Annotated in this window: 20 protein-coding genes and 1 other RNA gene; 8 read left to right on the top strand and 13 right to left on the bottom strand. The window is 69.4% G+C overall.

What is annotated here, in order from left to right; all coding sequences use genetic code 11:
- Positions 1-45: 45 nt before the first annotated feature.
- Positions 46-1,998 (bottom strand): transglycosylase SLT domain-containing protein, encoded by a 1,953-nt coding sequence (locus tag Q7W82_RS19360; protein WP_242160914.1) that lies wholly within the window; start codon positions 1,996-1,998, stop codon positions 46-48.
- A 691-nt stretch (positions 1,999-2,689) separates the two neighbouring features.
- On the opposite strand from Q7W82_RS19360, the gene Q7W82_RS19355 reads away from it, so the two are divergent.
- Entirely contained in the window at positions 2,690-5,578 is a 2,889-nt protein-coding gene (locus tag Q7W82_RS19355; RefSeq protein WP_242160915.1) for a TonB-dependent receptor, read from the top strand.
- Between the two features lie 126 nt (positions 5,579-5,704).
- On the opposite strand, the gene Q7W82_RS19350 is transcribed toward Q7W82_RS19355, so the two are convergent.
- The 4 genes from Q7W82_RS19350 to Q7W82_RS19335 form a co-directional block, all read right to left on the bottom strand.
- The gene (locus Q7W82_RS19350) at positions 5,705-6,472 is read right to left on the bottom strand and encodes an endonuclease/exonuclease/phosphatase family protein (protein WP_152237554.1); all 768 of its coding nucleotides are present in this window, start codon (positions 6,470-6,472) and stop codon (positions 5,705-5,707) included.
- Positions 6,473-6,497: 25 nt separating this feature from the next.
- Positions 6,498-7,349 carry a thiol:disulfide interchange protein DsbA/DsbL gene (locus Q7W82_RS19345; RefSeq protein WP_242160916.1) on the bottom strand — a complete coding sequence of 284 codons (852 nt, stop codon included), beginning with the start codon at positions 7,347-7,349 and terminating at the stop codon, positions 6,498-6,500.
- 105 nt (positions 7,350-7,454) lie between these two features.
- The gene (locus tag Q7W82_RS19340) at positions 7,455-8,096 is read right to left on the bottom strand and encodes a thiol:disulfide interchange protein DsbA/DsbL (protein ID WP_242160917.1); all 642 of its coding nucleotides are present in this window, start codon (positions 8,094-8,096) and stop codon (positions 7,455-7,457) included.
- Between the two features lie 85 nt (positions 8,097-8,181).
- Entirely contained in the window at positions 8,182-9,003 is an 822-nt protein-coding gene (locus Q7W82_RS19335; protein WP_242160918.1) for a c-type cytochrome, read from the bottom strand.
- Positions 9,004-9,132: 129 nt separating this feature from the next.
- Between Q7W82_RS19335 and yihA the strand changes: the two genes are divergently transcribed.
- Complete coding sequence (gene yihA, locus Q7W82_RS19330) at positions 9,133-9,753, top strand: ribosome biogenesis GTP-binding protein YihA/YsxC (protein WP_242160919.1); 621 nt, start codon at positions 9,133-9,135, stop codon at positions 9,751-9,753.
- 481 nt (positions 9,754-10,234) lie between these two features.
- Here the strand turns inward: yihA and Q7W82_RS19325 are convergent, their stop codons facing one another.
- From Q7W82_RS19325 to Q7W82_RS19305, 5 genes are all read right to left on the bottom strand, one after another.
- Positions 10,235-11,227 carry an MBL fold metallo-hydrolase gene (locus tag Q7W82_RS19325; protein ID WP_242160920.1) on the bottom strand — a complete coding sequence of 331 codons (993 nt, stop codon included), beginning with the start codon at positions 11,225-11,227 and terminating at the stop codon, positions 10,235-10,237.
- A gap of 106 nt (positions 11,228-11,333) precedes the next feature.
- Positions 11,334-12,164, bottom strand: a complete 831-nt coding sequence (locus tag Q7W82_RS19320) for a helix-turn-helix domain-containing protein (protein WP_242160921.1) — start codon at positions 12,162-12,164, stop codon at positions 11,334-11,336.
- Between the two features lie 273 nt (positions 12,165-12,437).
- Positions 12,438-12,510: non-coding RNA, sX9 sRNA (locus Q7W82_RS19315), on the bottom strand.
- 61 nt (positions 12,511-12,571) lie between these two features.
- The gene (locus tag Q7W82_RS19310; protein ID WP_242160922.1) at positions 12,572-12,994 is read right to left on the bottom strand and encodes a VOC family protein; all 423 of its coding nucleotides are present in this window, start codon (positions 12,992-12,994) and stop codon (positions 12,572-12,574) included.
- Positions 12,995-13,139: 145 nt separating this feature from the next.
- A complete protein-coding gene (locus tag Q7W82_RS19305; RefSeq protein WP_242160923.1) occupies positions 13,140-13,835 on the bottom strand; it encodes a VIT family protein in 696 nt (231 codons plus the stop codon).
- Positions 13,836-14,058: 223 nt separating this feature from the next.
- Here Q7W82_RS19305 and Q7W82_RS19300 point away from each other — a divergent pair, with 223 nt between their 5' ends.
- The 4 genes from Q7W82_RS19300 to Q7W82_RS19285 all read left to right on the top strand — a co-directional run bounded on the left by Q7W82_RS19300 (position 14,059) and on the right by Q7W82_RS19285 (position 17,309).
- Positions 14,059-15,423 carry a glutamate--cysteine ligase gene (locus tag Q7W82_RS19300; protein ID WP_242160924.1) on the top strand — a complete coding sequence of 455 codons (1,365 nt, stop codon included), beginning with the start codon at positions 14,059-14,061 and terminating at the stop codon, positions 15,421-15,423.
- A gap of 43 nt (positions 15,424-15,466) precedes the next feature.
- Positions 15,467-15,799, top strand: a complete 333-nt coding sequence (locus Q7W82_RS19295; protein ID WP_242160925.1) for a hypothetical protein — start codon at positions 15,467-15,469, stop codon at positions 15,797-15,799.
- Between the two features lie 141 nt (positions 15,800-15,940).
- Positions 15,941-16,621, top strand: a complete 681-nt coding sequence (locus Q7W82_RS19290; RefSeq protein WP_242160926.1) for a hypothetical protein — start codon at positions 15,941-15,943, stop codon at positions 16,619-16,621.
- Between the two features lie 304 nt (positions 16,622-16,925).
- Positions 16,926-17,309 carry a YbjQ family protein gene (locus Q7W82_RS19285; protein WP_242160927.1) on the top strand — a complete coding sequence of 128 codons (384 nt, stop codon included), beginning with the start codon at positions 16,926-16,928 and terminating at the stop codon, positions 17,307-17,309.
- A gap of 89 nt (positions 17,310-17,398) precedes the next feature.
- On the opposite strand, the gene Q7W82_RS19280 is transcribed toward Q7W82_RS19285, so the two are convergent.
- The 3 genes from Q7W82_RS19280 to Q7W82_RS19270 all read right to left on the bottom strand — a co-directional run bounded on the left by Q7W82_RS19280 (position 17,399) and on the right by Q7W82_RS19270 (position 20,709).
- Entirely contained in the window at positions 17,399-18,319 is a 921-nt protein-coding gene (locus Q7W82_RS19280) for a type II CAAX endopeptidase family protein (RefSeq protein ID WP_242160928.1), read from the bottom strand.
- Positions 18,320-18,484: 165 nt separating this feature from the next.
- Positions 18,485-19,996: an ATP-binding protein gene (locus Q7W82_RS19275; protein ID WP_242160929.1), complete on the bottom strand. Its 1,512-nt coding sequence runs from the start codon at positions 19,994-19,996 to the stop codon at positions 18,485-18,487.
- The gene (locus Q7W82_RS19270) at positions 19,993-20,709 is read right to left on the bottom strand and encodes a response regulator transcription factor (RefSeq protein ID WP_026143454.1); all 717 of its coding nucleotides are present in this window, start codon (positions 20,707-20,709) and stop codon (positions 19,993-19,995) included. Before Q7W82_RS19270 ends, Q7W82_RS19275 begins: the two co-directional genes overlap by 4 nt.
- Positions 20,710-21,027: 318 nt before the next feature.
- On the opposite strand from Q7W82_RS19270, the gene Q7W82_RS19265 reads away from it, so the two are divergent.
- Positions 21,028-21,303, top strand: a complete 276-nt coding sequence (locus tag Q7W82_RS19265; RefSeq protein ID WP_048490915.1) for a metal/formaldehyde-sensitive transcriptional repressor — start codon at positions 21,028-21,030, stop codon at positions 21,301-21,303.
- 40 nt (positions 21,304-21,343) lie between these two features.
- Complete coding sequence (locus Q7W82_RS19260) at positions 21,344-22,453, top strand: S-(hydroxymethyl)glutathione dehydrogenase/class III alcohol dehydrogenase (RefSeq protein ID WP_048490914.1); 1,110 nt, start codon at positions 21,344-21,346, stop codon at positions 22,451-22,453.
- Positions 22,454-22,479 lie beyond the last annotated feature (26 nt).

Raw genomic sequence — 22,479 nt, 5'->3', positions numbered from 1 at the left:
GCTACCTGCATGTGGGCGCGCTGCGCTGTTGCCAATCCCGAATCCCTAATCCCGACTCCCGGCCTCACACACAAACTTCTTCCGCGGCGCGTCCAGCTTGCCGAGCATGCGTTCGGTGACCGGCAGGGCGTCGCCGTTGAGGCGCCAATCGTAGATCACGCTGAAGGCGAGGATGCGCGCCACGTACTCGCGGGTCTCCTTGTAGCTGACCGTCTCGATCCAGAAGTCGGGGTCGTGGCCCGGGCGCTGGGTCTGCCAGCGCGAGGCCGGGCCGGGGCCGGCGTTGTAGGCGGCGATGGTCAGATAGGGCAGGCCGTAGGTGTTGAGCAACTGGCGCAGGTAGGCGGTGCCGATGGCGATGTTGGTGTCCGGGTCGTACAGGCTCGCTGCGCCGCCGTAGCCGGCCAGGCCGAGGGTGCGGGCGACGCTGGCACCGGTGGCCGGCACCACCTGCATCAGGCCCATCGCATTGGCCGGCGAGCGCGCATTGGGATTGAACACGCTCTCGGCGCGGATCTCGGCGGCCACCCAGGCCGGGTCGATCGCGTTCCTGCCGGCTTCGCGGCGGATGGTCTCGGCGTGGTGCAGCGGGAAGCGCAGCGTATACAGGCGCTGCTCTTCCGGGCGCTTGCCCAGCCCGAACACCGCGCGGTCGAACCAGCCGTTGGCGCTGGCCACTTCCACCGCCAGGCGTCGCTGGGTGTCGTCGAAGCGGCTCAGCGCATCGTTCCACTCGGCCACTGCCCAGCCGGCGCGGTCGATCTTGAACAGCTCCAGCGCGCGGATCAGCGCCGGGTCGCGCGCCACCGCCGCCTGCGCCTGCGCGCTGTCGTTCGGTTCCCACGGGCACAGCGCATACGGCTGCTTGAGCCGGTCGGCGGCCAGGAAGCCGTGGAAGGTGGCGGAGCTGGCCGCCGCGCGATACAGGCGCTGCGCCTCGCTCGGATTGCCGGTCTTCTCCGCCAGGCGCGCTTCGAAGTACTGCCAGCGCGAATCGTTGCGCTGCGCCGGCGGCATCTTGCGGATCGCGGCCAGCGCCGCCGGCCAGTCGCCGCGCGCCATCGCCTCGCGCGCGCGCCACTCGTGCAGGCGTTCGTCGTAGGCGGACTCGGGCACGGCATTGAGCCGGCGCGCCGAATCGGGGCCGTACGAGGCCACCGTCCACAGCGCGATCTGGTACAGCACCGCGCCGCGCTGCGCCTCGCTGAACTGCAGCGCCTGGGCGAACTGCGGCAGTTGCCGCTCGGCGGCATCCGGGTCGGCCTTGGCCAGCTTTTCCAGCCCGTCCACCGCCACCTTGCGGCTGCGCTCGGTCCTGGGCCAGCTCAGTGCACGCAGATGCACCGCGTCCAGGAACGCGGCGTAGTCGTTGGCCAGCGCCAGGTCGGCGGCGGGCAGGCCGCGCGCGGCGGCGCGCATCACCGCCGGCTGCTGTGCGTCGGCGGCCGCTTCCACGCGCGCCCAGCGCAGCGCATCGGTCATGCCGCCGCGCGCCTGCAGCACCGCGAACACCGGATCGCAGGCGTCGGGCAGCGACTTGCCGGCGTTGCGCCACAGCGCCTGCGCCTCGTCCACCCACTGCGCATCGGCGCGGCCGGTGGCCTGGCGCGCATTGAGCTGGGCGCAGCGCAGGCCGAGGTTCTCGGTGGGTTTCCAGTTCGCCAGCAGCGCCGGCCAGTCCTCGCGCCGCGCCAGCGCCGGCAGCCACAGCGCGCGGAAGCTCTCGGCCACCGGCTGCCCGGCGTAGCGCTTGAGGAAGTCCTGCGCCTGCGCATCGGACACCTTGTCGATGCTGCGGCGCAGGTTGGCGTACTCCAGCCAGCCGTACAGCGGATGCTGCCTGAAGGCAGCGGCGCGGACCGGATCGAACCGGCCCTGCTCGGCATCGTCGATCGCCGAGCGGATCGCCGGGCGTTGCGCATCCAGGGACTGGGCGAGGGCGGAAACGGGGCCGCACAACGCGGCGGCGAACAGCAGGAGAGACGTGCGCAGGATCATGCGCGGGACTATACCGAAGGCCGATGAATCGCCGTGCCACGGGCGATGGTGGGCGCTGTCGTTGCGTCCGCTTTCGCGGCTGCGACGCTGCTGTGTCGCGCCGTCCCGGCGCGCCGGCGATTGCGCTGGATGCCGCGATGCCAACGTGCTGACGGACGCAGCGACGTCGTGTCAGTGCAATGCCCTGCAGCGGTTGCAGCTTGGCACCGCTCGCCGGGCCGGTATCCGGTGCCTGCAGGGGCGGGTGAGAGAGTGGGCGAGCCTCTTGTCGCATATCGCCGCGGGCGCTTCGCTTCCGTACCCTCACCCCAACCCCTCTCCCGGGGGGAGAGGGGCTCGGCTTCTCCCTTTTCCCATCGGGACCATGGCCCCCTTTTCGGGGGAAGGTGCCCCGCAGGGGCGGATGAGGGTGCGGGCGAAGCCCCTTATCGTCCGATCGTCGCGGGCGCTTCGCACGCCGGACCCTCACCCCAACCCCGTTACCGATGGGAGAGGGGCGTTGGCATTGCATCGCTGTTGGAGGACGTCTCTCGAGCCTGTGTCTACCAGATCGACCAGTCGCATCGATCGCCCACGCTTTGCCTGCCGGGCGCTTGCAGCCCGTTTACGATTTGTTTACAACGAATTCCACGCCGTCGCGGTGCAGGGGGTCGCAGCGGCCGACCCACATCCTTTCTGGAGAGAGAGACGGATGAACTTCCTGCACCGCCATCCTTTGGTCTTCGCGGTATCCCTGGCCCTGCTCGGTGGCGTCCCCGCCATCGCCGGCGCCCAGCAACAGAGCACCCCGGCCGCCCCCGGCGGCGCCACCACCCTGGACAGCGTGCAGGTCACCGGCACCCGCATCCGCCGCGCCGAAGTGGAGGGCCAGGTGCCGGTGCAGACCTTGACCCGCGCCGACATCGAACGCACCGGCCTGACCTCCATCGGCGATGTGCTGCAGGAGCTCACCGCCTCCGGCTCGGCCTTGAACGCCAAGTTCAACTCCTCCGGCAATTTCGGTTTTCCGCCGGACGGCAGCGGTGTCGGCGCCGGCTCGGCGCAGGTCGATCTGCGCCATCTGGGCGCCAAGCGCGTGCTGGTGCTGGTCGACGGCATGCGCTGGGTCAATGAATCCTCCGCCTCGGGCGTGGGCGCGGCCACCGACCTCAATACCATCCCGCTGGCCATCGTCGAACGCGTCGAGGTGCTGGAAGACGGCGCTTCCTCGCTGTACGGCTCGGACGCCATCGCCGGCGTGGTCAACATCATCACCCGGCGCAGTTTCGACGGCGGCCAGGTCACGCTGAACTACGGCGAGTACGACAAGGGCGACGGCGCCAGCAAGGGCGTGGACCTGGCCTGGGGCCACAGCACCGAGCGCACCAGCCTGTTCCTCGGTGCCAGCTACACCAAGCAGGATCCGATCTACGCGCGCGACCGTACGCAGTCGCTGTATCCGATTCCCGGCACCGGCCTGACCTTCGGTAGCTCGGCCACGCCGGATGGGCGCTTCATCTTCGTCGACCCCAACACCGGCGCCGAGCAGAACCTGACCCCCAACAGCGGCGTGGGCACGCCACGCTACGACGGCGCCGGCGGCTGTACCCGCAGCGACGACTACCACTGCTTCACCACCGCCGACCGCTACAACTTCGCCGCCTCCAACCTGCTGCTGACGCCGTCCGAGCGCAAGGGGGTGTTCGGCCAGTTCCGCTTCTTCTTCAACGACGACGTGCAGTGGTACCTGAAACTGCTCGGCAACCGCCGCGAATCGACCAACCAGGCCGCGCCCGAGCCGATCTTCCTCGGCCCCGACGCCGGCACCGGCAATCCGCTGGCCGACAACATCGTCATTTCCGCGGCCAACCCGTACAACCCGTTCGGCTTCGCGCTGGATTCGGGCAGCAACCTGATCATGATCGGGCGCCGCCCGGTGGAAGGCGGCGCGCGCGTGTTCGAGCAGCGCGTGGACACCCAGTACGTCGGCACCGGCTTCATCGGCAGCTTCGAGGGTGCCGACCGCACCTGGTTCTGGGACGTCAACGGCGCCTACAGCAAGAACAAGGCCGAGCAGACCAACTACGGCAGCTACAACATCTACAACATCAACCTGGCGCTCGGCGATCCGGCGGCGTGCGCGGCGGTGGCCGGCTGCGTGCCGCTGAACATCTTCGGCGGCGCCGGCAGCATCACCCCGGACATGCTGCGCTGGATCCAGCCGGTGGTGCACGACCGCAGCCAGAACGAACTGACCCAGTTCACCGCCAACCTCAGCAGCGACCTGTTCCGGCTGCCGGCCGGCGCGGTGTCCTTCGCCACCGGCGTGGAGTACCGCAAGTACGAGGGCTTCTACCGCCCCGATCCGCTGACCGTCATCGGCCACTACAACGGCGTGCCATCGCTGCCGACGCAGGGCAGCTACGACGTCAAGGAGGCCTACCTCGAACTGAGCGTGCCGATCTTCGCCGACTCGCCGCTGGGCGACAAACTGGACCTGAGCCTGGCCGGGCGCTATTCCGACTACTCCACCTTCGGCGGCAAGTTCACCCCGAAGTACGGCCTGCGCTGGCAGGTGGCGCCGGACTTCGTGCTGCGTGCCAGCTATGCCGAAGGCTTCCGCGCGCCCAGCATCGGCGAACTGTATGGCTCGGCCGCGCGCGCCGACCTGACCCTGTCCGACCCGTGCTCGATCGGCCTGGGCGGCACCGCGCCGCGCGGCAGCGCCAGCAACTGCGCCGCGCTCGGCGTGCCGACCGGCTACCAGCAGGCCAACTCGCAGATCTCGGTGACCACCGGCGGCAACCGCGCGCTGGAGCCGGAAAAGGCGCGCAGCTTCAGCGCCGGCTTCGTCTGGAGCCCGTGGTTCGCCAGCAACGTGCCGTGGTCGGACCGCTTCGACGTGGAGGTGACCTTCTACCGCCACGACATCGATGGCGCGATCCAGGCGATCAACGCGCAGACCCAGCTCGATCTGTGCGTGGACACGCTGTCGCCGACGTACTGCGACGGCATCACCCGCGCGTCCACCGGCGGCATCAACGGCTTCAACAACCGGCTCACCAACCTCGGCTCGATCAAGACCGACGGATGGGACGTGGACCTGTTCTGGACCACGCCGGAGACCGCCGCGGGCCGCCTGAAGGTCGGCTGGCAGAACACCTTCGTCACCCGCTATGTCGCCACCGGCGCGGCCGGCCAGGTGCAGCCGCAGCGCCCGGGCGTGGAAGTGGTGGACAGCTCGATTCCCGAGTGGACCAGCAATCTGAGCCTGGACTGGTCGCTTGGCCGCTGGAATGCGTCGTGGACGCTGCGGCACATCTCCGAGCTGACCGAACAGTGCGGCGATGCGGTCGCGTTCCCGGTGTGCAGCGACCCGGTCGCCGGCACCAACACGCTGGATGCGATCACCTACCACGACCTGCAGGTGGGCTACCGCTTCGACTGGCTCAAGGGCCTGACCCTCAGCGGCGGCGTCAACAACGTCTTCGACAAGGACCCGCCGATCTGCCTGTCGTGCTCGCTCAACGGCTACGACGCCTCCACCTACGGCATCCCGGGCGGACGTTACCTGTACGTGCGTGCGGATCTGAAGTTCTAGTCGCGGCCTGCGCGATGGCACCTGGCGGGAGCGCGCGTGCTCTCGCAGGGTGTTGCCGATGTGATGGGACGAGAGTTCCCGCGGCTAAAGCCGCGCCTACGTGGTGCAAGAACTGACCGGGCTGCCTCAGCGCAACAAGTGCTGCGGCACCTCGATCTCGGTCGCCACGGCGAGGTGGTCGGAGAACGCGGCGGGCACCGCACGCTGCGCGTTGCAGCGCAGGCCGTCGCTGACCAGGATGTGGTCGATGGCGCGCTGCGGGCGCCAGCTGGGGAAGGTCGGAACCACGCAGCCCGGCGGTTGCAGCCGGGTGCGCTGGTAGAGGAACTGCATTTCCGGGCGGTCGGCGACGCAGTTGAAGTCGCCCATCAGCACCACGTTGGGGTGATCGGACAGCAGCTCGGCGATGAAGGCCAGTTGCGCTGCGCGCGAGTTGGCGCCCAGCGACAGGTGCGCCACCGCCACCGCCAGGCCTTCGGCGCCGTTGCCGAACTTGGCCAGCAGCACGCCACGCCCGCCGAGCCGGCCGGGCAGGGCATGGTCCTGCACTTCCACCGGCTCCAGCCGGCTGAGCAGGCCGTTGGCGCTGGAGGCCACCCCGCCCACGCGGCGGTTCGGCTGGTGGCTCCAGTAGTTGAAGCCGGCGCGCTCGGCCAGGTAGTGGGTCTGGTTGGTGAAGCCCGAGCGCAGGCTGCCGGGGTCGGCCTCCTGCAGGCCGACGATGTCGTGGTCGCTGGCCAGCTGCGCGATCGCGTCCAGGCTGCTGCGCTTGCGCCCGGCCGGCAGCGCATGCGACCAGCTGCGGGTCACGTAGTCGCTGTAGCGGCGCGTGCTGGAACCGGCCTGGATGTTGGCGGTCAGCACGCGCAGGGTGCGGGTGGCGGGAGCGGTCACGGCGGGGCGGGCCGGGGCGGACGGCTTACTTGGCCATCGCCGCGCGTTCGCGCGCGATCAGGTGATCGGCGATGCGCAGCATGTCGTCGTAGCTCTTGCCCTTGACCAGGTACTTGCCGTTGATGATCAGCGACGGCGTGCCGCTGATGCCGCTGCGGGTGGCGAACTGCTTGGCGCGGTTGGTCTTGGTGGCCACCGCGAAGCTGCCCATGGTGTCGGCGAACTGCTTCGGGTCCACGCCGTACTTGGCATAGAAGTTGGCGATGTCCTGCACCGAGTCGCGGCCGCGCTCGCCCTTCAGGGTCTGGTCGACGTGGATGGCCTTGTACAGCGCATCGTGGGTCTTCTCCTGCACGCCCAGTGCCTCGGCGGCGTAGAACGCGCGGGCGTAGTCGTCCCAGGTGCCGCCGAACATCGCCGGCACATAGACGAAGCGCACGTCGGAGGGCAGGCCGGCCTTCCACGGGCCGATCAGCGGCTGGAAGCGCGCGCAGGCCGGGCAGACGTAGCCGAAGATCTCGGCCACCTCGATCTTGCCGTTGGTCGGCTGGAACGGCTGGCCGCCCGCGATGTCGACGTAGTCGGTGCCGGCGACCGGCTCCGGGCCGTTCGGGGTCTTGGCGGCGACCGGCTTGGCCGCGGCGGCGCTGTCGCCTTCGGCGGCGGCGGGCTGCGCGGCGGCATCGGCGGTGGTGGCCGCGGGCGCGGCCGGGGTCTCGGCGGGCGCGGCGGCGGCATCGCTGCCGGCGGCAGGTGCGGCCGGGGCCGCCGTGGTGCCGGAGGCGGGGGCGACGGTGTCGGCAGTGCCGTCCTGGGCCTTGCATGCCACCAGGATCGGCAGCAGGGCCATCAGGGTCAGGGCGAAGCGGGTCTTCATCGGCGACATCTCCAGCAGGATGGGGGAAAAACGCCGGACGCGCCGCAAGCGCGGTCCGGCCACCCCGTCATGATGCCATGGCGCGGATGAAGCGCCGTGCGCCGATTACTTGCCTGCGCGCTCGCGGGCGATCAGCGCGTCGGCGATGCGCAGCATGTCCTCGAAGTTCTTGCCCTTGACCAGGTACTTGCCGTTGACGATCAGCGCCGGGGTGCCGGCGATGTCGGCGCGCACGGCGAAATCGCGCGCGGCCTTCACCTGCGCGGCGACCTGCGGACTCTGGTAGGCGGCGATGAAGGCCTGCGGCTTGATCCCGAAGCCGGCGTAGAACGTGGCCAGTTCCTCCGGCGCGACGTTCTGCACCGGCACGCTGCGCTTGTCGTGGATGGCCTCGAACATGGCGCGGTGGCTACGGCTTTGCACGCCCAACTGCTGCGCGGCATAGAAGGCGGCGGCGAAGTTGTCCCAGTAGCCGCCGAACGCCGCCGGCACCAGGGTCAGGCGCACGTCCTTGGCCTGCTTGCCGGCCCATTCCTCCAGCAGCGGCTCGAAGTGCGCGCAGTGCGGGCAGGTGTAGCCGAACACTTCCACCACCTCGATCTTGCCGGCCAGCGGCGCGAACGGCTTGGGATCGGCGATCAGCGTGTAGTCCTCGCCTTCCACCGCGGTGGCGGACTTGGGTTGCGCGCAGGCGCTCAACGGCAGCAGGGCGAGCAGGCACAACAGCAGGCGGGGCAGACGGTTCATGCGATCTCCAATGGCAAAAACGAACGCCGGTCGTCGGGACCGGCGCGAAGGGGAAACGGGCCGGCGCCGCCGCGGCGGCGCACGGTCAGGATTGTTGCGCGGGGGCCGGCTGCGGTGGCGTTGTCGCCGCCGGCGTCACCTGCGCGGCGGCCGCGTCGTCGGCGCGGTCGTGCAGGCCCTGCAGGTAGCTGCCCAGCGCCTTGATCTCCTGGTCGGTCAGCGGCTTGGCCACCTGCGCCATGATCTTGAACATCGTCGGGTCGCGCTCCTGGGTGGTGCCGGCCTGGTATTCCTGCAGGCGCCGCGCCACGTAGTCGGCGTGCTGGCCGCCCAGGTGCGGATAGGCGGGGCCGGGGTTGCCGGCGCCGGCCGGGCCGTGGCAGGCCATGCACGCGGGGATGCCGCGGCTCGCATCGCCGCCGCGATACAGCTGCTGGCCGACCTCGTAGAACTTCATGCCCGCATACGGCCCGTCGGCGATCACCGCGTCGTCGGCGATGCCGGCACCGGCCTTCTGCGTGGCGAAGTAGGCGCCGATGTCGCGCATGTCCTGCGCGCTCAACGGCTGCACGAACGGCACCATCGCCGCGACCGCGCCGCTGGTGCGTTCGCCGTGCGCGATCAGCGCCATCTGCCGCGCGCTGTAGCGCTCCATCTGGCCGGCGATGCGCGGATACATGGCGATGGCGGGATTGCCGTCCGGGCCATGACAGGCGGCGCAGGCGGCGGCCTTGGCCTGGCCGGCCTTGGGATCGCCCCAGGCGGCCTTGCCGACGTCGCCCTCCAGCGGTGTGGTGCGCACCGGAGCGTTGTCGGGAATGGGAACCACCGAGGTCTGCGCGAACGCGACCGCGGCGGCGACGGAAACCGCTAGACCGGCAAAGGCAAGAACGCGAGCGTGGCGCATTGCTGAAGCTCCGTATGACCCGACCCCGCGGCTGCCGGGCCGGCGACCGCACTCGCGCGATTATCGGCATGCCGCGGCCTGGCGGTCAACGAAGCCCGCCCGGGGCCGCGGACGTGCGATCCTAGGCGGATGTCGCTGATCCTCGAACGTGCCCACTATCTGCTTTCCGCCCACAACGCCCGCCAGTTGCCGGACGACGGCGGCTGGGAAGTGGCATTCGCCGGCCGCTCCAACGCGGGCAAGTCCAGCGCGCTGAACGCGCTGACCCGGCAGAACGCCCTGGCCCGCGTCTCCAAGACGCCGGGCCGCACCCAGCAACTGGTGTTCTTCGAGGTCCAGCCGGAACGCTGCCTGGTGGACCTGCCCGGCTACGGCTACGCCAAGGTGCCGCTGGAACTGCAGGCGCACTGGCAGAAGTTCATCGACACGTACTTCCGTACCCGCGAGGCGCTGCGCGGGTTGGTGGTGGTGATGGACATCCGCCATCCGCTCAAGGACTACGACCGGCAGATGCTCGGCTACGCGGTGCAGCGCGGCCTGCCGGCGCATGCGTTGCTGACCAAGGCCGACAAGCTCGGCCGCGGCCAGCAGGCACAGGCGCTGCAGCAGGTGCGCAAGGAACTGTCCAGCGCGTTCGGCGACACGGTCAGCGTCCAGGCCTTCTCCGGCGAAACCCGCCAAGGCGTGGACGAAGCGCGCGGCATCGTCGGCCGCTGGCTGGGGTTGGAGACGGAGCCACCCGCCGCGTAGTCAGTGCGGTGGCGCTGGGCGCAGCCTCGCGCGCCCGAACTCCGCGAGACGCTTCGCGCCGGACCCTCACCCCAACCCCTCTCCCGCGGGGAGAGGGGCTAATAGCTGTTCCTTCTCCCTCGGGACCATGGCCCGCTTTTTGGGGGAGGTGGCCCAAAGGGCCGGATGAGGGTACGGGCAAAGCCTAGTGCACCTAAACCGCGAGACGCTTTCGCGCCGGACCCTCACCCCAACCCCTCTCCCGAGGGGAGAGGGGCTAGCCGCTGTTCCTTCTCCCCTCGGGACCATGGCCCCCTTTTGGGGGAAGGTGGCCCGGAGGGCCGGATGAGGGTACGGGCGAAGCCTAGTGCACCTAGACCGCGAGACGCTTTCGCGCCGGACCCTCACCCCAACCCCTCTCCCGGGGGGAGAGGGGCTAGCCGCTGTTCCTTCTCCCCTCGGGAGAAGGTAGCCCGAAGGGCCGGATGAGGGTACGGGCCAATCAACGCGCGGCCGGCAACGGCGAGAACTCGGTCGGCACCCAGGCGAACGCCTCGCCCTCGCGGCGGACGTGACCCAGCCCCGGGAACGGCAGGTGCGCGCCGGCCACCCACCAGCCGTGGTCCGCCGCCTGCGCCAGCATGCGCTTGCGCGCGGCGATCGCCGCGTCGCGGTTGCTGTCGGCCTCGTACGAGGCTTGCGGCTGCGCGAACTGCACCGCGTGGTAGTGCACCAGGTCGCCCCACACCAGCAGCTGTTGCCCGGCGCCGCCCTCGAAGCGGTACGACACGTGCCCGGGCGTGTGCCCGTGGGTGTCCAGCGCGACCGCGCCGCCGGGTAGCGCATCGCCGGGACGGAAGCGGCGCAGCCGCTGCGTGGCCTGGTACGGCGCCACCGCCGCGCGCGCCAGTGGGAAGGCGAAGCGCAGCATCTGCGGCGCGCCGGCCTCGCTGGCCGGGTCCAGCCAGTACGCGGCGTCGGCGGCGCTCAGCCACACCGTCGCCTTGGGGTAGGCGGGCTGGCCTTGTGCCTCCAGCAGGCCGCACAGGTGATCGGGATGGGCGTGGGTGAGCAGCACGTCGTCGACCTGCTCGGGCGCATAGCCGGCCGCGCGCAGGTTGGCCAGCACCTGGCCGAGCCCGGGGCCGAAGCAGGTGGCGGTGCCGGTGTCGACCAGGGTCAGGTGCGTGCCGTCCTGGATCAGGTAGGCATTGACCGCGGTCTGCAGGCCCTTGTCGTTCTCCGGCACGTAGCGGTGGTCGAGCAGGCGCGCGATCGCCGCCGGCGGAATGTTCGCCAATTGCGCGCGCGGCAGCGCGACGGTGCCGTCGAACAGGGCGGTGACGCGCAAGCGGCCGATCGCCTGGCGATAGACGCCGGGTACCTGCGTCGCGGTAGCGTCCGCCGCGGCGGCACGGGCGGGAGATGGCAGCGTCAGCGCCGTGCTGGCGGTCAGGGCCAGCGCGCACAGCGCACGCAAGGGAAACACGGACATGGGGACTTCCTGGCAGAGCGGCAGGCACCGCGGTACCGGCATGCTGCGCCTGCGTCGCTGCGCGATTCGCTCATTCCGCTGCGCGCGGCGCTCAAGCCGTCGCCGCTCAATTGCCGATGCTGGCCGGATCCAGGCCGTAGCGTTGCTGGAAGCGTTGGCTGAAGCTGCGTACCGAGCGGTAGCCGGCGTGCGCGGCGACCGTCTTCAGCGGCCAGCGCGTGGTGTACAGCAGCTGCATCGCATGCGCCAGGCGCGCATCGGCGAGCAGTTCGCGCAACGAGGTGCGTTCGCCGGCCAGGTGCCGGCGCAGGGTCGCGCCGCTGAGGCCCAGGCTGTCCTCGATGTCGCGCGAACGCCAGGCGCGTTGCGGCTGTGCGGCGATCAGGTCGCGCACCTGCGCGGCCACGCTCGGCGCCGGCGGCAGCAGCAGGCCGCCATGGCCACGCCGGCAGAGCGCCACCACCAGCGTCGCCAGTGCCAGCCGCGCCTCGGTGTAATGGCCGTCCTGCAGCGCCTGCCGCCATTGCAGCAGGGTGCTGCCGAACGCCTCGGCGCGCAGGCGTGCCAGTTCCGCGCCGGCAGCGGGCAGCGGCTCGTTCCACAGCATGCGTGCGGCGCTCAGCGCCTCCTCGCACAGCGGTACCAGCACGCTCAGGTACAGGCCGCTGTGCGGATCCGGGATGTTGACCACATCGATGCGGCAGCGCCGCGTCACCAGGAACAGGTCGCCCGGCACGAACTCCAGGGTCTGCGTGGCGGTGCGCACCTGCTTGCGGCCCTGCAGCAGGATCGCCAGGTGCGGCTGCGGAATCTCCACCGAACGCGCCCCGTGTTCGCGGCGCGCGGTGATGCAGGCGTAGCCGTCGGCCTGCGAGCAATCGGCCAGGCTGGCCAGGCGCGCCAGCAGCAAGGCGTCGGGGGAAGTCGTGTCGGCCATGGCCGTCATGCTAGCGCAGCGCGGCGCGCGCGCTCAGAGCAAAGCGCCGGGCCGCTGTGTCGCAGCCGGCAGGACCACCATGACCACCACGGCTGCGCCGGTGCCGGCCTCGCAAACTGCCGGTCTCGGCGCGCCACAGGCCGTTTCCCCGCGGGTTGGCCGGCCGCGCCGCGGACAGGCGAGGCATAGCGCCTCAACGTGCATCACCCACTGTAGCCAGCGGCGATCGAAAGAACCCGAGCGCCCACACCAAGCCGGATGAGACTTCAGAGGGGCTGACAAAACGGCGCGAGCAGTCGCCAGGCGGGCGCGGACGGGCACAGGACTGCGATGTACAGCGCCACATGCGGATTTCGAGCGCTGCACGCGCCGGCCTGGCAGCTGCGCGGTCGTTTTGTTGGCCACTCTTACCTGGGAGGTTGCATGAGCTCGATGGTGATCCCGTCGGGTCCGCTGACGTAGGCAACGACGGTTCCCGCGCGTGGCCCGGCCTCGATCGGCCGCGGAGACCCTTTCAAGTGCCATCCCTGCGCCTGGATCCTGGCGACCGCCATGTCGATCTCCGGCACGGTGACGGCAAGATGGGCCGCGCCTATCGCGCCAGCGCTTGCGGGTGTCTTGCCCAACGTGCGGGCCGTCGAGTATTCCAGCAGTTCGATGGGAAAGCCGGCAGGCGATACCACCAGCGCCATGCGGCAACGCGGATCGTCGACGCCCGTCACCTCGCGCAGGAAATCGCCGCCCATTTCGCCTGTGCGGACAAGTTCGAAGCCCATGGCCGCAGTCCAGAACGCGATCGCCTCATCCAGCGATGAAACGGAAAATCCCATGTGGTCGACGACGAAGGTGCCAGTGTTGATTTCCAGTCCTCCAGGTCAGATTCCGTTTTGAGCGATGGGCGCGCATTTGCCTTGCATTACGGGGAAACGCGTATCGGCCATGCCGGTGATGTTACCCAGTACGGTGCGCGTCCGCTCAGACGTGCACGCCGAAGACATGGCCGATCGCGCCGCTGGCGAGCATCGCCGCCGCGCCCCAGAACACCACGCGCGCCGCGCCGCGCAGGCCCGAGGCGCCACCGGCGCGGGCGGCCAGCGCGCCGGTCAGCGACAGGCCGAGCAAGGTCGCCGCGCCGGTCACCCACAGTTGCCGGCCGTCAGGGGCCAGCCACGCGGCCACGATCGGCAGCGCCGCGCCGCTGCAGAACGCGGCTGCCGAGGCGGCTGCCGCCTGCAGCGGGCGCGCGCGCAGGCTCTCGGTGATGCCGAGTTCGTCGCGCGCGTGTGCGCCCAGGGCATCGTGCACGGTCAACTGCTCGGCGACCTGGCGGGCCAGGCCGGGATCGAGTCCGCGCTGGCGATAGATCGCGGTGAGTTCGTCCAGCTCGCTCTGCGGATCCTCGTGCAGTTCGCGCCGCTCCAGCGCCAGGTCGGCGCGCTCGGTGTCGGCCTGCGATTGCACCGATACGTATTCGCCGGCGGCCATCGACATCGCACCGGCGACCAGGCCGGCGATGCCGCTGGTCAGCACCGTGGCCGCCGACGCACCGCTGCTGGCGACGCCGACCACCAGGCCGGCCACGGACAGGATGCCGTCGTTGGCACCGAGCACGGCCGCGCGCAGCCAGCCGGCGCGGTCGGTGCGATGGCGTTCGGTGTGGGTCGGGCGCATGCGTTGCCTGCTGCGGGCGGTGAGAGAGTCCGCAGCCTACCGAAGCCGACGCCACGAGCGCTTGCTGCGTCTCACTCTCGACGCCGCCAGCTGCCGCGGTCGTGGAATGCTGCAGTGCCGCCGGTAGCGATATGGGCCTCACCCCCGGCGCGTTATAGTGCGGGGCCTTGCGGTGCTGGCGGCCGGCCCCCACATCGCTTCACCCGTTGCGCGAGTCCTGCCCTTGTCGAGCCCCAGCCACGTTGCCGAGACGCCGATCACCGACCGCGCCGAACTGGTCCAGGTGCTCGCCTCCGGAGAAAAACCCGAAGCGCAGTGGCGCATCGGCACCGAGCACGAGAAGTTCGGCTTCCGGCTCGACGACCTGCGGCCGCCGACCTTCGACGGCGAGCGCGGCATCGAGGCCTTGCTGCTCGGCCTGACCCGTTTCGGCTGGGAGCCGGTGCGCGAAGCCGGGCACACCATCGCCCTGCTGCGCGATGGCGCCTCGGTGACGCTGGAGCCGGCCGGCCAGCTGGAACTGTCCGGCGCGCCGCTGCCGACCATCCACGACACCTGCGTGGAAGTGGGCAGCCACCTCAACGAGGTCAAGCAGGTCGCCGACGAACTGGGCCTGGGCTTTCTCGGCATGGGCTTCCAGCCGAAATGGCGCCGCGACGAGATGCCGTGGATGCCCAAGGGCCGCTACAAGATCATGCAGGCGTACATGCCCAAGGTCGGCGCGCTCGGCCTGGACATGATGACCCGCACCTGCACGGTGCAGGTCAATCTGGACTACGCCAGCGAAGCGGACATGATCAGGAAGTTCCGCGTGTCGCTGGCGCTGCAGCCGATCGCCACCGCGCTGTTCGCCGATTCGCCGTTCGCCGAGGGCAAGCCCAACGGCTACCTCAGCTACCGCTCGCACATCTGGACCGACACCGACGCCGACCGCACCGGCATGCTCGATTTCGTGTTCGAGGACGGCTTCGGCTACGAGCGCTACGTCGACTACCTGCTCGACGTGCCGATGTACTTCTCCTACCGTAACGGCACCTACGTGGACGCCAGCGGGCAGAGCTTCCGCGACTTCCTGCAGGGCAAGCTGCCGGCCTTGCCGGGTGCGTTGCCGACCCTTCGCGACTGGTCCGACCACATGACCACCGCGTTCCCGGAAGTGCGCTTGAAGAAGTACCTGGAAATGCGCGGCGCCGACGCTGGCCCGTGGGGACGGCTGTGTGCGCTGTCGGCGTTCTGGGTGGGCCTGCTGTACGACGATGCCGCACTGGATGCGGCCTGGGACCTGGTCAAGGATTTCAGCCTGGTCGAACGCCACGCGTTGCGCGACGGCGTGCCGAAGCTGGCGCTGAAGCTGCCGTTCCGCAACGGCACCGTGCAGGACCTGGCCGCCGAAGCGGTGAAGATCGCCCTGAGCGGCCTGCGCCGCCGCGCGCGGTTGAACCGCGACGGCCAGGACGAGTCGCGTTTCCTGGAACCGCTCGTGGAGATCCTGCACGCCGGCGAGACCGCGGCCGAGCGCAAGCTGGCGCTGTACCACGGCGCGTGGCAAGGCGACATCGACCACGTGTTCCGCGAATTCGCGTACTGAGCGTCCTGAGCGTCGCGCCGCACGCCGGTACGCCAGCACGACGATGGCCGCGAACGAGGGCATGGCGGGCCTGTTCCAGGACGAGCCGCCCACATGGGGCGGCCGTGGCGATCCGTATCTCTGGGAGGAAATGGCGTCGACCCTGGCCGGCGTGCCGCTGCCGGCAACGTCGGCACAGTGCGAGGCGCTGCTCGCCGACACCTTCGCGCGCCTGGTCGGCACGGCGCTGGACGACGCCTCTGTCGAGTCGGTCTTCGTGCCGCGCCTCAGCCACGGCGGCATGTCCTCGGGGTACGTCAGCCTGGTGTTCTGGCGGGCGACCGTCATGCCGCTGTTGCGGGCGCGCCATGCGGCGGCCCTGGCGCAGCGACGTTAGGCGATGTTGGCGCCGTCATGACGGCGCCGGTGAGCGTCTTTTGGCCTGTCGGGTGTCCTGCTTGCGCGCGACCGTAGCAGCGGCGGCGACCGCCGCCTGCGCATGGCAACGCCGCTAGAGAATTCGGCGACCGACGGGTCCATGTATTTCGTCGGAATTCGGCAATCGGATGTGGCTGCAGGTGATTGGCGCGGTGAGCGGCCAGGCGTCACTATTGTCGACTCGGCTTCAGGGGCATGTATGCACCAAGCACCACCGCGGTCCAGCTTTGTCACCATCCTGGCCTGGATCTTCATCGCACTCTCCGGTTTCGGGACGGTGGTCGGCGTCATGCAGGTTTTCGTTCTGTTCGCCGTGTTCGATCACGTGCAGTTCGCCGATCTGATAAGGAGGCTTCCGCCAGGGATGCCGCCCACGACGGCCTTCATTTTTTCCAACTTCCGGTGGTTGTTTCTTGGAACTGTGCTGTTTTCGGTGTGGACCCTGGCGAGTTCGATCGGGCTTCTGCGGCGGCTGAACTGGGCGCGGTGGTGCTTCATCGGTGCCATGGTGCTGGTGATCGCATGGAATCTGGGCGGCGCAGTCGTGCAGGTGCAGATGATCGGGTTCATGCAGAAACAGCTCGCGGTTGCGCAGATGCACGGCGCGCCGGATATGCAGGCGATGATGTGGGCGATGGCGGCGATCGGCGTGGTCTTTGCTGCGGTCTTCGTCGCCCTGCATGGCTGGATCATCGCGCGCTTGCTCTCACGACCTGTCGCTGCCGAGTTTCGGCGTTCATTGCCGACGGTGGGCGGCAGCGGCGCGCCAGCGAGGCGTTGATCTGCAGTTTCGTGCTTTGCAGTAAACGGTGCTTCAGGCAGGGGAAGGGGGACTCCGTGGTGCGCGGTCGCCAGCGGCCTGCTGCCTGTGCGTGCACGTGGTGCGGCGCGCGCGCGGGCTGCGCCAGTGGCGGCGCGTGGCGGTCGTTCTGGCCGGCGTCGTGGCGATGCTGCTGCGATGGAGCGGCTGCCTGGTTTTGGCGATTGCGTGGCTCTTCATGCGGTGCTAACACTGCCAGCCTCGGCGCATGCGCGCCGGGGCCGCGGTCCGCGGCGTCACGGACCAGCATCACCAGGGGACACCGATGACCGATCCATACAATTCCTCGCCGCCGCGCGCGGTGGCGGCTTCGCCGCTCACCGATGCGATGGTGACCACCGCGCTGGAGCTTCCCGGTTACCGCATCGTGCGCAACCTGGGCATCGTGCGCGGCATCACCGTGCGCTCTCGCTCCATCGTCGGCAATTTCCTGGGTGGGCTGCAGACCATCTTCGGCGGCAATATCACCATCTACACCCAACTGTGCGAGCAGGCGCGCCTGGAGACCTACCGGGACATGCTGCAGCACGCGCGGCAGATGGGCGGCAACGCCATCGTCGCGGTGCGCTACGACGCCACCGAGCTGATGGCCGGGCTGACCGAGGTGCTGTGTTATGGCACGGCGGTGGTCGTCGAGCCGAATAGGTAGGCGAAATTCTGCCTGTCGGGCGCCAGCGCACTGCTGATCAAACTTGGCTAGCACCGCTTGGTGCGTCAACGCGCATGCGGCCTGTGCCATCAGGCCGTATGCGCGTCCGGGGTAGTGAGCGAACTGCGCGGTGGCATCCGCCGATTCGGCGTCGTCGCAACCAGAAGCAGAAACCCTGCCAGGACCGCGACGAAGGCGAACACGCTGCCTTCCGGACCCACCGCGCCCCCTGTGATCCAGTGTGCGTCGCCCGGAGTGAAGGTGAGAACATGCCCATCGACGTAGTAGCCGCTGCCGGACGCGCCAAAAATCGGGGCGCTCGCCCAGTTCCACCCCGTGTGATATCCAACCGACCACCAGAACGAGCCGGTGCGATACACCGCATAGGCCAGTAACACGCCCTGACAGAGAAGGCGGGTGAGCCATATTCCGGTTGCGCCAGGGTTGTCCAAATGCAGTGCGGCGAACATCAGGCCGGACGCGATGAGCGCTCCGCGCCAGCCAGCGAGGCGTTCGGCCACGACGAGGACTGCGACCCGCACCAGCAACTCTTCTCCAAGCGCTGCAAGCCCTTCGAAGGCGAGCCAGCCGCTTGCATTGCGCACGGCACCTGTGAAGGGCTGGGGTGACACCGACACACTGGCGTTTCCGGTGGCGATGATCGCCAGAATTGCGCCGCTCATGACCGCCATGCCGATCGCCAGTCCCGATACGGCCATTTTCAGCATATGCGGGCCGAGTAGCGGAAATCCTCTGAACTTTCGGTTGAGCGTTTTATATACGAGGACCACGAGGAAAAAGTCCAGAATCAATCGCACTGCTCCGACCACCCCGAACGGGAGAAGGTGGATGGTATTTCCGGAGACGATGGTCAGATTCAGTGATGTTGCGATGAATCCATAGATGGCGCTTGCTAGCGGATTTATGAAGAAATATGCCGCAATGATCAGCGCGACGCCGGCAATGCTTCTCGCCTGATGGGCTGGCGCAGCGCCTGTTAGGTTCTTCATGGTTCTCTTGCCTTTTCTTCTCTACTGCGTCGTGCCAGTTGGACATCGATCGCGGGCTGCACGTCTTCGTGCCACTCGTCCAGATCGCAGATCAGGGGGTCGAGCGGTGGTTCGTGAATCACTTCGGACTGTAGCGGAAGGGCGGGGGCCGTGGCGGCGCCCGGCTCAGCCGCCCATCGCCTGGCACGGCAGCCGCACGCTGACCCGCAGGCCGCCCTCGGGGCGGTTGTCCAGGGCGATCTGGCCGCCGTGCGCCAGCACGATGCTGTGCGCCACCGACAGGCCCAGGCCGATACCGCCGGTGTCGCGGTTGCGCGAGTTCTCGCCGCGGAAGAACGGCAGGAACAGCTTCTCGCGCTGCGCGGGATCGATGCCGGGGCCGTCGTCGTCGATCCACAGCAGGCATTCGCCGGCGTCGTGACGCAGTTGCAGGCGCGCGCGCTTGCCGTACTTCAATGCGTTCTCCACCAGGTTCATCACCATGCGCCGCAGCGACAGCGAGTCGCCGTCGAGGGTGATGGCGTCGCCGAGCAGCAGGACCACGTCGGCGCCGGTGTCGCTGGCGTCGTCGACCACGCTCTCCACCAGCAGGCGGAAATCCAGCGGCGAGCGGGTGCCGCGGCGGCTGTCGTTGTGGATGAAGTCCAGCGCCGCGGAGATCATCGCCTTCATCTCGTCGATGTCGGCCATGGTCTTCTCGCGCAGCGGCGCCTGCAGGTTTTCCAGGCGGAACGCCAGCCGCGCCAGCGGCGTGCGCAGGTCGTGGGCGATGGCCGCGACCATGTGCGTGCGCTCGTTGATCAGCCGGTTCAGGCGCGCCTGCATGGCGTTGAACGAGTCGGCCGCCTGCACGATCTCGCTGGGGCCGCTGCGCCGCAGCGGCTGCGCGTCGGGGTTGCGCCCGAGCTGGTCGGCCGCCTCGGCGAAGCGCCGGATCGGCGCCGACAGCGCCCGCGAGAACCACCAGGCCAGCGGCAGCATCGCCAGCATGCCGACCAGGAACAGCATCACCACCTGGGTCTTGAATGCGTTGGAGAAGCGGCGCGGCGGCGACATCACGCTGCGCCAGTGGCCGTCGGGCTGGCGCAGCGCCGCGGTGAAGCCATCCAGCAGCGGCACCGCCGGGGCGAAGCCGCGTTCGCGCCAGCCCACTGCGCGCATGGTCGCGCCAAACGCCTCGGTGCGCGGTGCCTCGCCCGGTGCCGGTGGCGGCTCCAGCGGCGGTGGTTGCGGCGCGTCGGGCGGAGGCGCCAGGTCGTCGGGTGCGGGGATGGCGTCGTCGGCAGCGAGCGCATGCGGCGGCGGCGGCGGGCGCTCGCCCAGGCGCAGGCGCAGGCGTTCCAGGCGGCCGTCGCTGTTGCGGTAGAAGCGCACCTGGTCCGGCGCCACCTCCAGCCAGTGCGCCATCACCCGTTCGGCATTGCGGTCGCGCACCTGGTCGCGCGCCGGCAGCGGCGCATGCGTCGTGTCCTGCACCTTGAGGGTCTGGGTGCCGGCCGGCATGCGCGTGCTGAGCAGGGCGATCACTTCCGGCGGATGCACCGGCATCTCGTAGACCGGGGTGCGCAGCACCAGGGCGATGCCGATCAGCTGCGCGGTGAGCAGCGCCACCACCAGCAGCAGGAAGGCGCGGGCGAAGATCGGCACGCCGCGACGGGCGCGCGTGGGCCCGCTCACAGGCGGGCGACGCTCGGCAGCAGCATGTAGCCTTCGTTGCGCACGGTGCGGATCAGCTCGGTCTGCACGCGTTCGTTGATCTTGCGGCGCAGGCGGCTGATCTGGCTGTCGATGGCGCGGTCGTAGACCTCGGTGTCGCGGCCGCGCGCGTAGTCGAGCAACTGGTCGCGGCTGAGCACGCGCTGCGGGTGCTCGACGAAGGTGCGCAGCAGCGCGAACTCGCCATCGGAGAGATTGATGAAGATGCCGGTGGGGTCGCGCAGGTCGCGGCGGATCACGTCCAGCCGCCAGCCGGCGAACTCGTAGACGTTGCCGCGCGCTTCCGGCGGCAGCGTCGCCGCCTGGCTGCGCCGCAGCAGGGCGCGCACCCGCGCCAGCAGTTCGCGCGGATTGCAGGGCTTGGCCAGGTAGTCGTCGGCGCCGACTTCCAGGCCGATGATGCGGTCGGTGTCGCTGCCCAGCGCGCTGAGCATGATCACCGCCGGCGCGCCGCGCTCGCTGGCGAGCTGGCGGGCGGCGCTGAGGCCGTCCTCGCCGGGCATCATCACGTCCAGGATCACCAGGTCCGGCTGGCGCTCGGCCATCCGCAGGCGCATCTCCGCCACGGTTTCGGCGGTGTCCACCTGATAGCCGTGGTCGCTCAGGAACTCGCTGATGAGTCGACGCAGATCCGGATCGTCGTCGACGACCAGAATGAAGGATTTCATGTCCACGATCTTGAAGGGCGGCCACACGGGAGTCGCCCAGTCTAGACGTGGCCGCGGCTGCCTGGAACTGGGGGCGGGCAGGGACGTGGCCGCCGGAGCCGGGGCCCGTGCTTGACCGCATGGCCATCATAGGCAGCGCCGGCGGCGCGAACATGGCCGGTTCGTGTCTTGTGCCGACACGCATTGCCATGCGCCGGCACTAGCGCTGTCGCGGCCTCCGGCGGCGGCTGGGGCCGATCTGGCGGGCGTCGGCACGGGGCGGGCATTTCTTTTTTTCGGTCGTGCGGATACTATCCCCCAGTATAGTTCCCGGGTTCTTATCGCATGCCACACACCCCGCACGAGAAGAAGCGCGTCCTGGCCCGCATCCGCCGCCTGCGCGGCCAGACCGAAGCACTGGAGCGCGCGCTGGAAGGCGGCGCCGAGTGCGCGGCGGTGCTGCAGCAGATCGCCGCCATCCGCGGTGCGGTCAATGGCCTCATGTCCGAGGTGATGGAAGCCCACGTCCGCGAAGAATTCGGCCAGCCGGCCAGCTCCGACGCGCAGCGCGCCGCGCGCGTGCGCGAGATGGGCATGCTGGTCCGCTCCTATCTCAAGTGATCCACACCCCACACCCAGTTCCTCAGCCAGGAGAAAGCGCATGAAATCCCGAGCCGCCGTTGCCTTCGAAGCCGGCCAGCCACTGCAGATCGTGGAGATCGATGTCGAGCCGCCGCGCCAGGGCGAGGTGCTGGTGCGCATCACCCACACCGGCGTGTGTCACACCGACGCGTTCACGCTGTCCGGCGACGACCCGGAAGGTATCTTCCCGGCGGTGCTCGGCCACGAGGGCGGCGGCATCGTCGAGGCGGTGGGCGAGGGCGTGACCAGCGTCAAGGTCGGCGACCACGTGATCCCGCTGTACACGGCCGAGTGTCGCAAGTGCAAGTTCTGCCTGTCCGGCAAGACCAACCTGTGCCAGGCGGTGCGTGCCACCCAGGGCAAGGGCCTGATGCCCGACGGCACCACCCGCTTCTCCTACAACGGCCAGCCGATCTATCACTACATGGGTTGCAGCACCTTCAGCGAGTACACGGTGGTGCCGGAAATCTCGCTGGCCGTGGTCAATCCCGAGGCGCCGCTGGAGAAGGTGTGCCTGCTCGGCTGCGGCGTCACCACCGGCATCGGCGCGGTGCACAACACGGCCAAGGTGAAGGAAGGCGACAGCGTTGCGGTGTTCGGCCTCGGCGGCATCGGCCTGGCGGTGATCCAGGGTGCGGTGCAGGCCAAGGCCGGGCGCATCCTGGCCATCGATACCAATCCGGGCAAGTTCGAGCTGGCGCGCAGCATGGGTGCCACCGACTGCATCAACCCCAAGGACTACTCCAAGCCGATCCAGGAGGTCATCGTCGAGTTGACCGACGGCGGCGTGGACTTCAGTTTCGAATGCATCGGCAACGTGCACGTGATGCGTTCGGCGCTGGAGTGCTGCCACAAGGGCTGGGGCGAGAGCGTCATCATCGGCGTGGCCGGCGCCGGCCAGGAAATCAGCACGCGTCCGTTCCAGCTGGTCACCGGCCGCGTCTGGCGCGGCAGCGCCTTCGGCGGGGTCAAGGGCCGCACCCAGCTGCCGGGCATGGTGGAACAGGCGATGCACGGCGAGATCGACCTCGATCCGTTCATCACCCACACCCTGCCGCTGGACGAAATCAACGAAGCCTTCCACCTGATGCACGAAGGCAAGTCGATCCGCACCGTCATCCACTTCTGACCCGCAGGTCAGTCCGGCGCGCGGCC

The sequence above is a fragment of the Xanthomonas indica genome (genome assembly GCF_040529045.1).
Taxonomy (GTDB): Bacteria; Pseudomonadota; Gammaproteobacteria; order Xanthomonadales; family Xanthomonadaceae; genus Xanthomonas_A; species Xanthomonas_A indica.
Note: the sequence above shows the minus strand (reverse complement) of the source record. Positions and strands in the feature narration are given on the sequence as shown.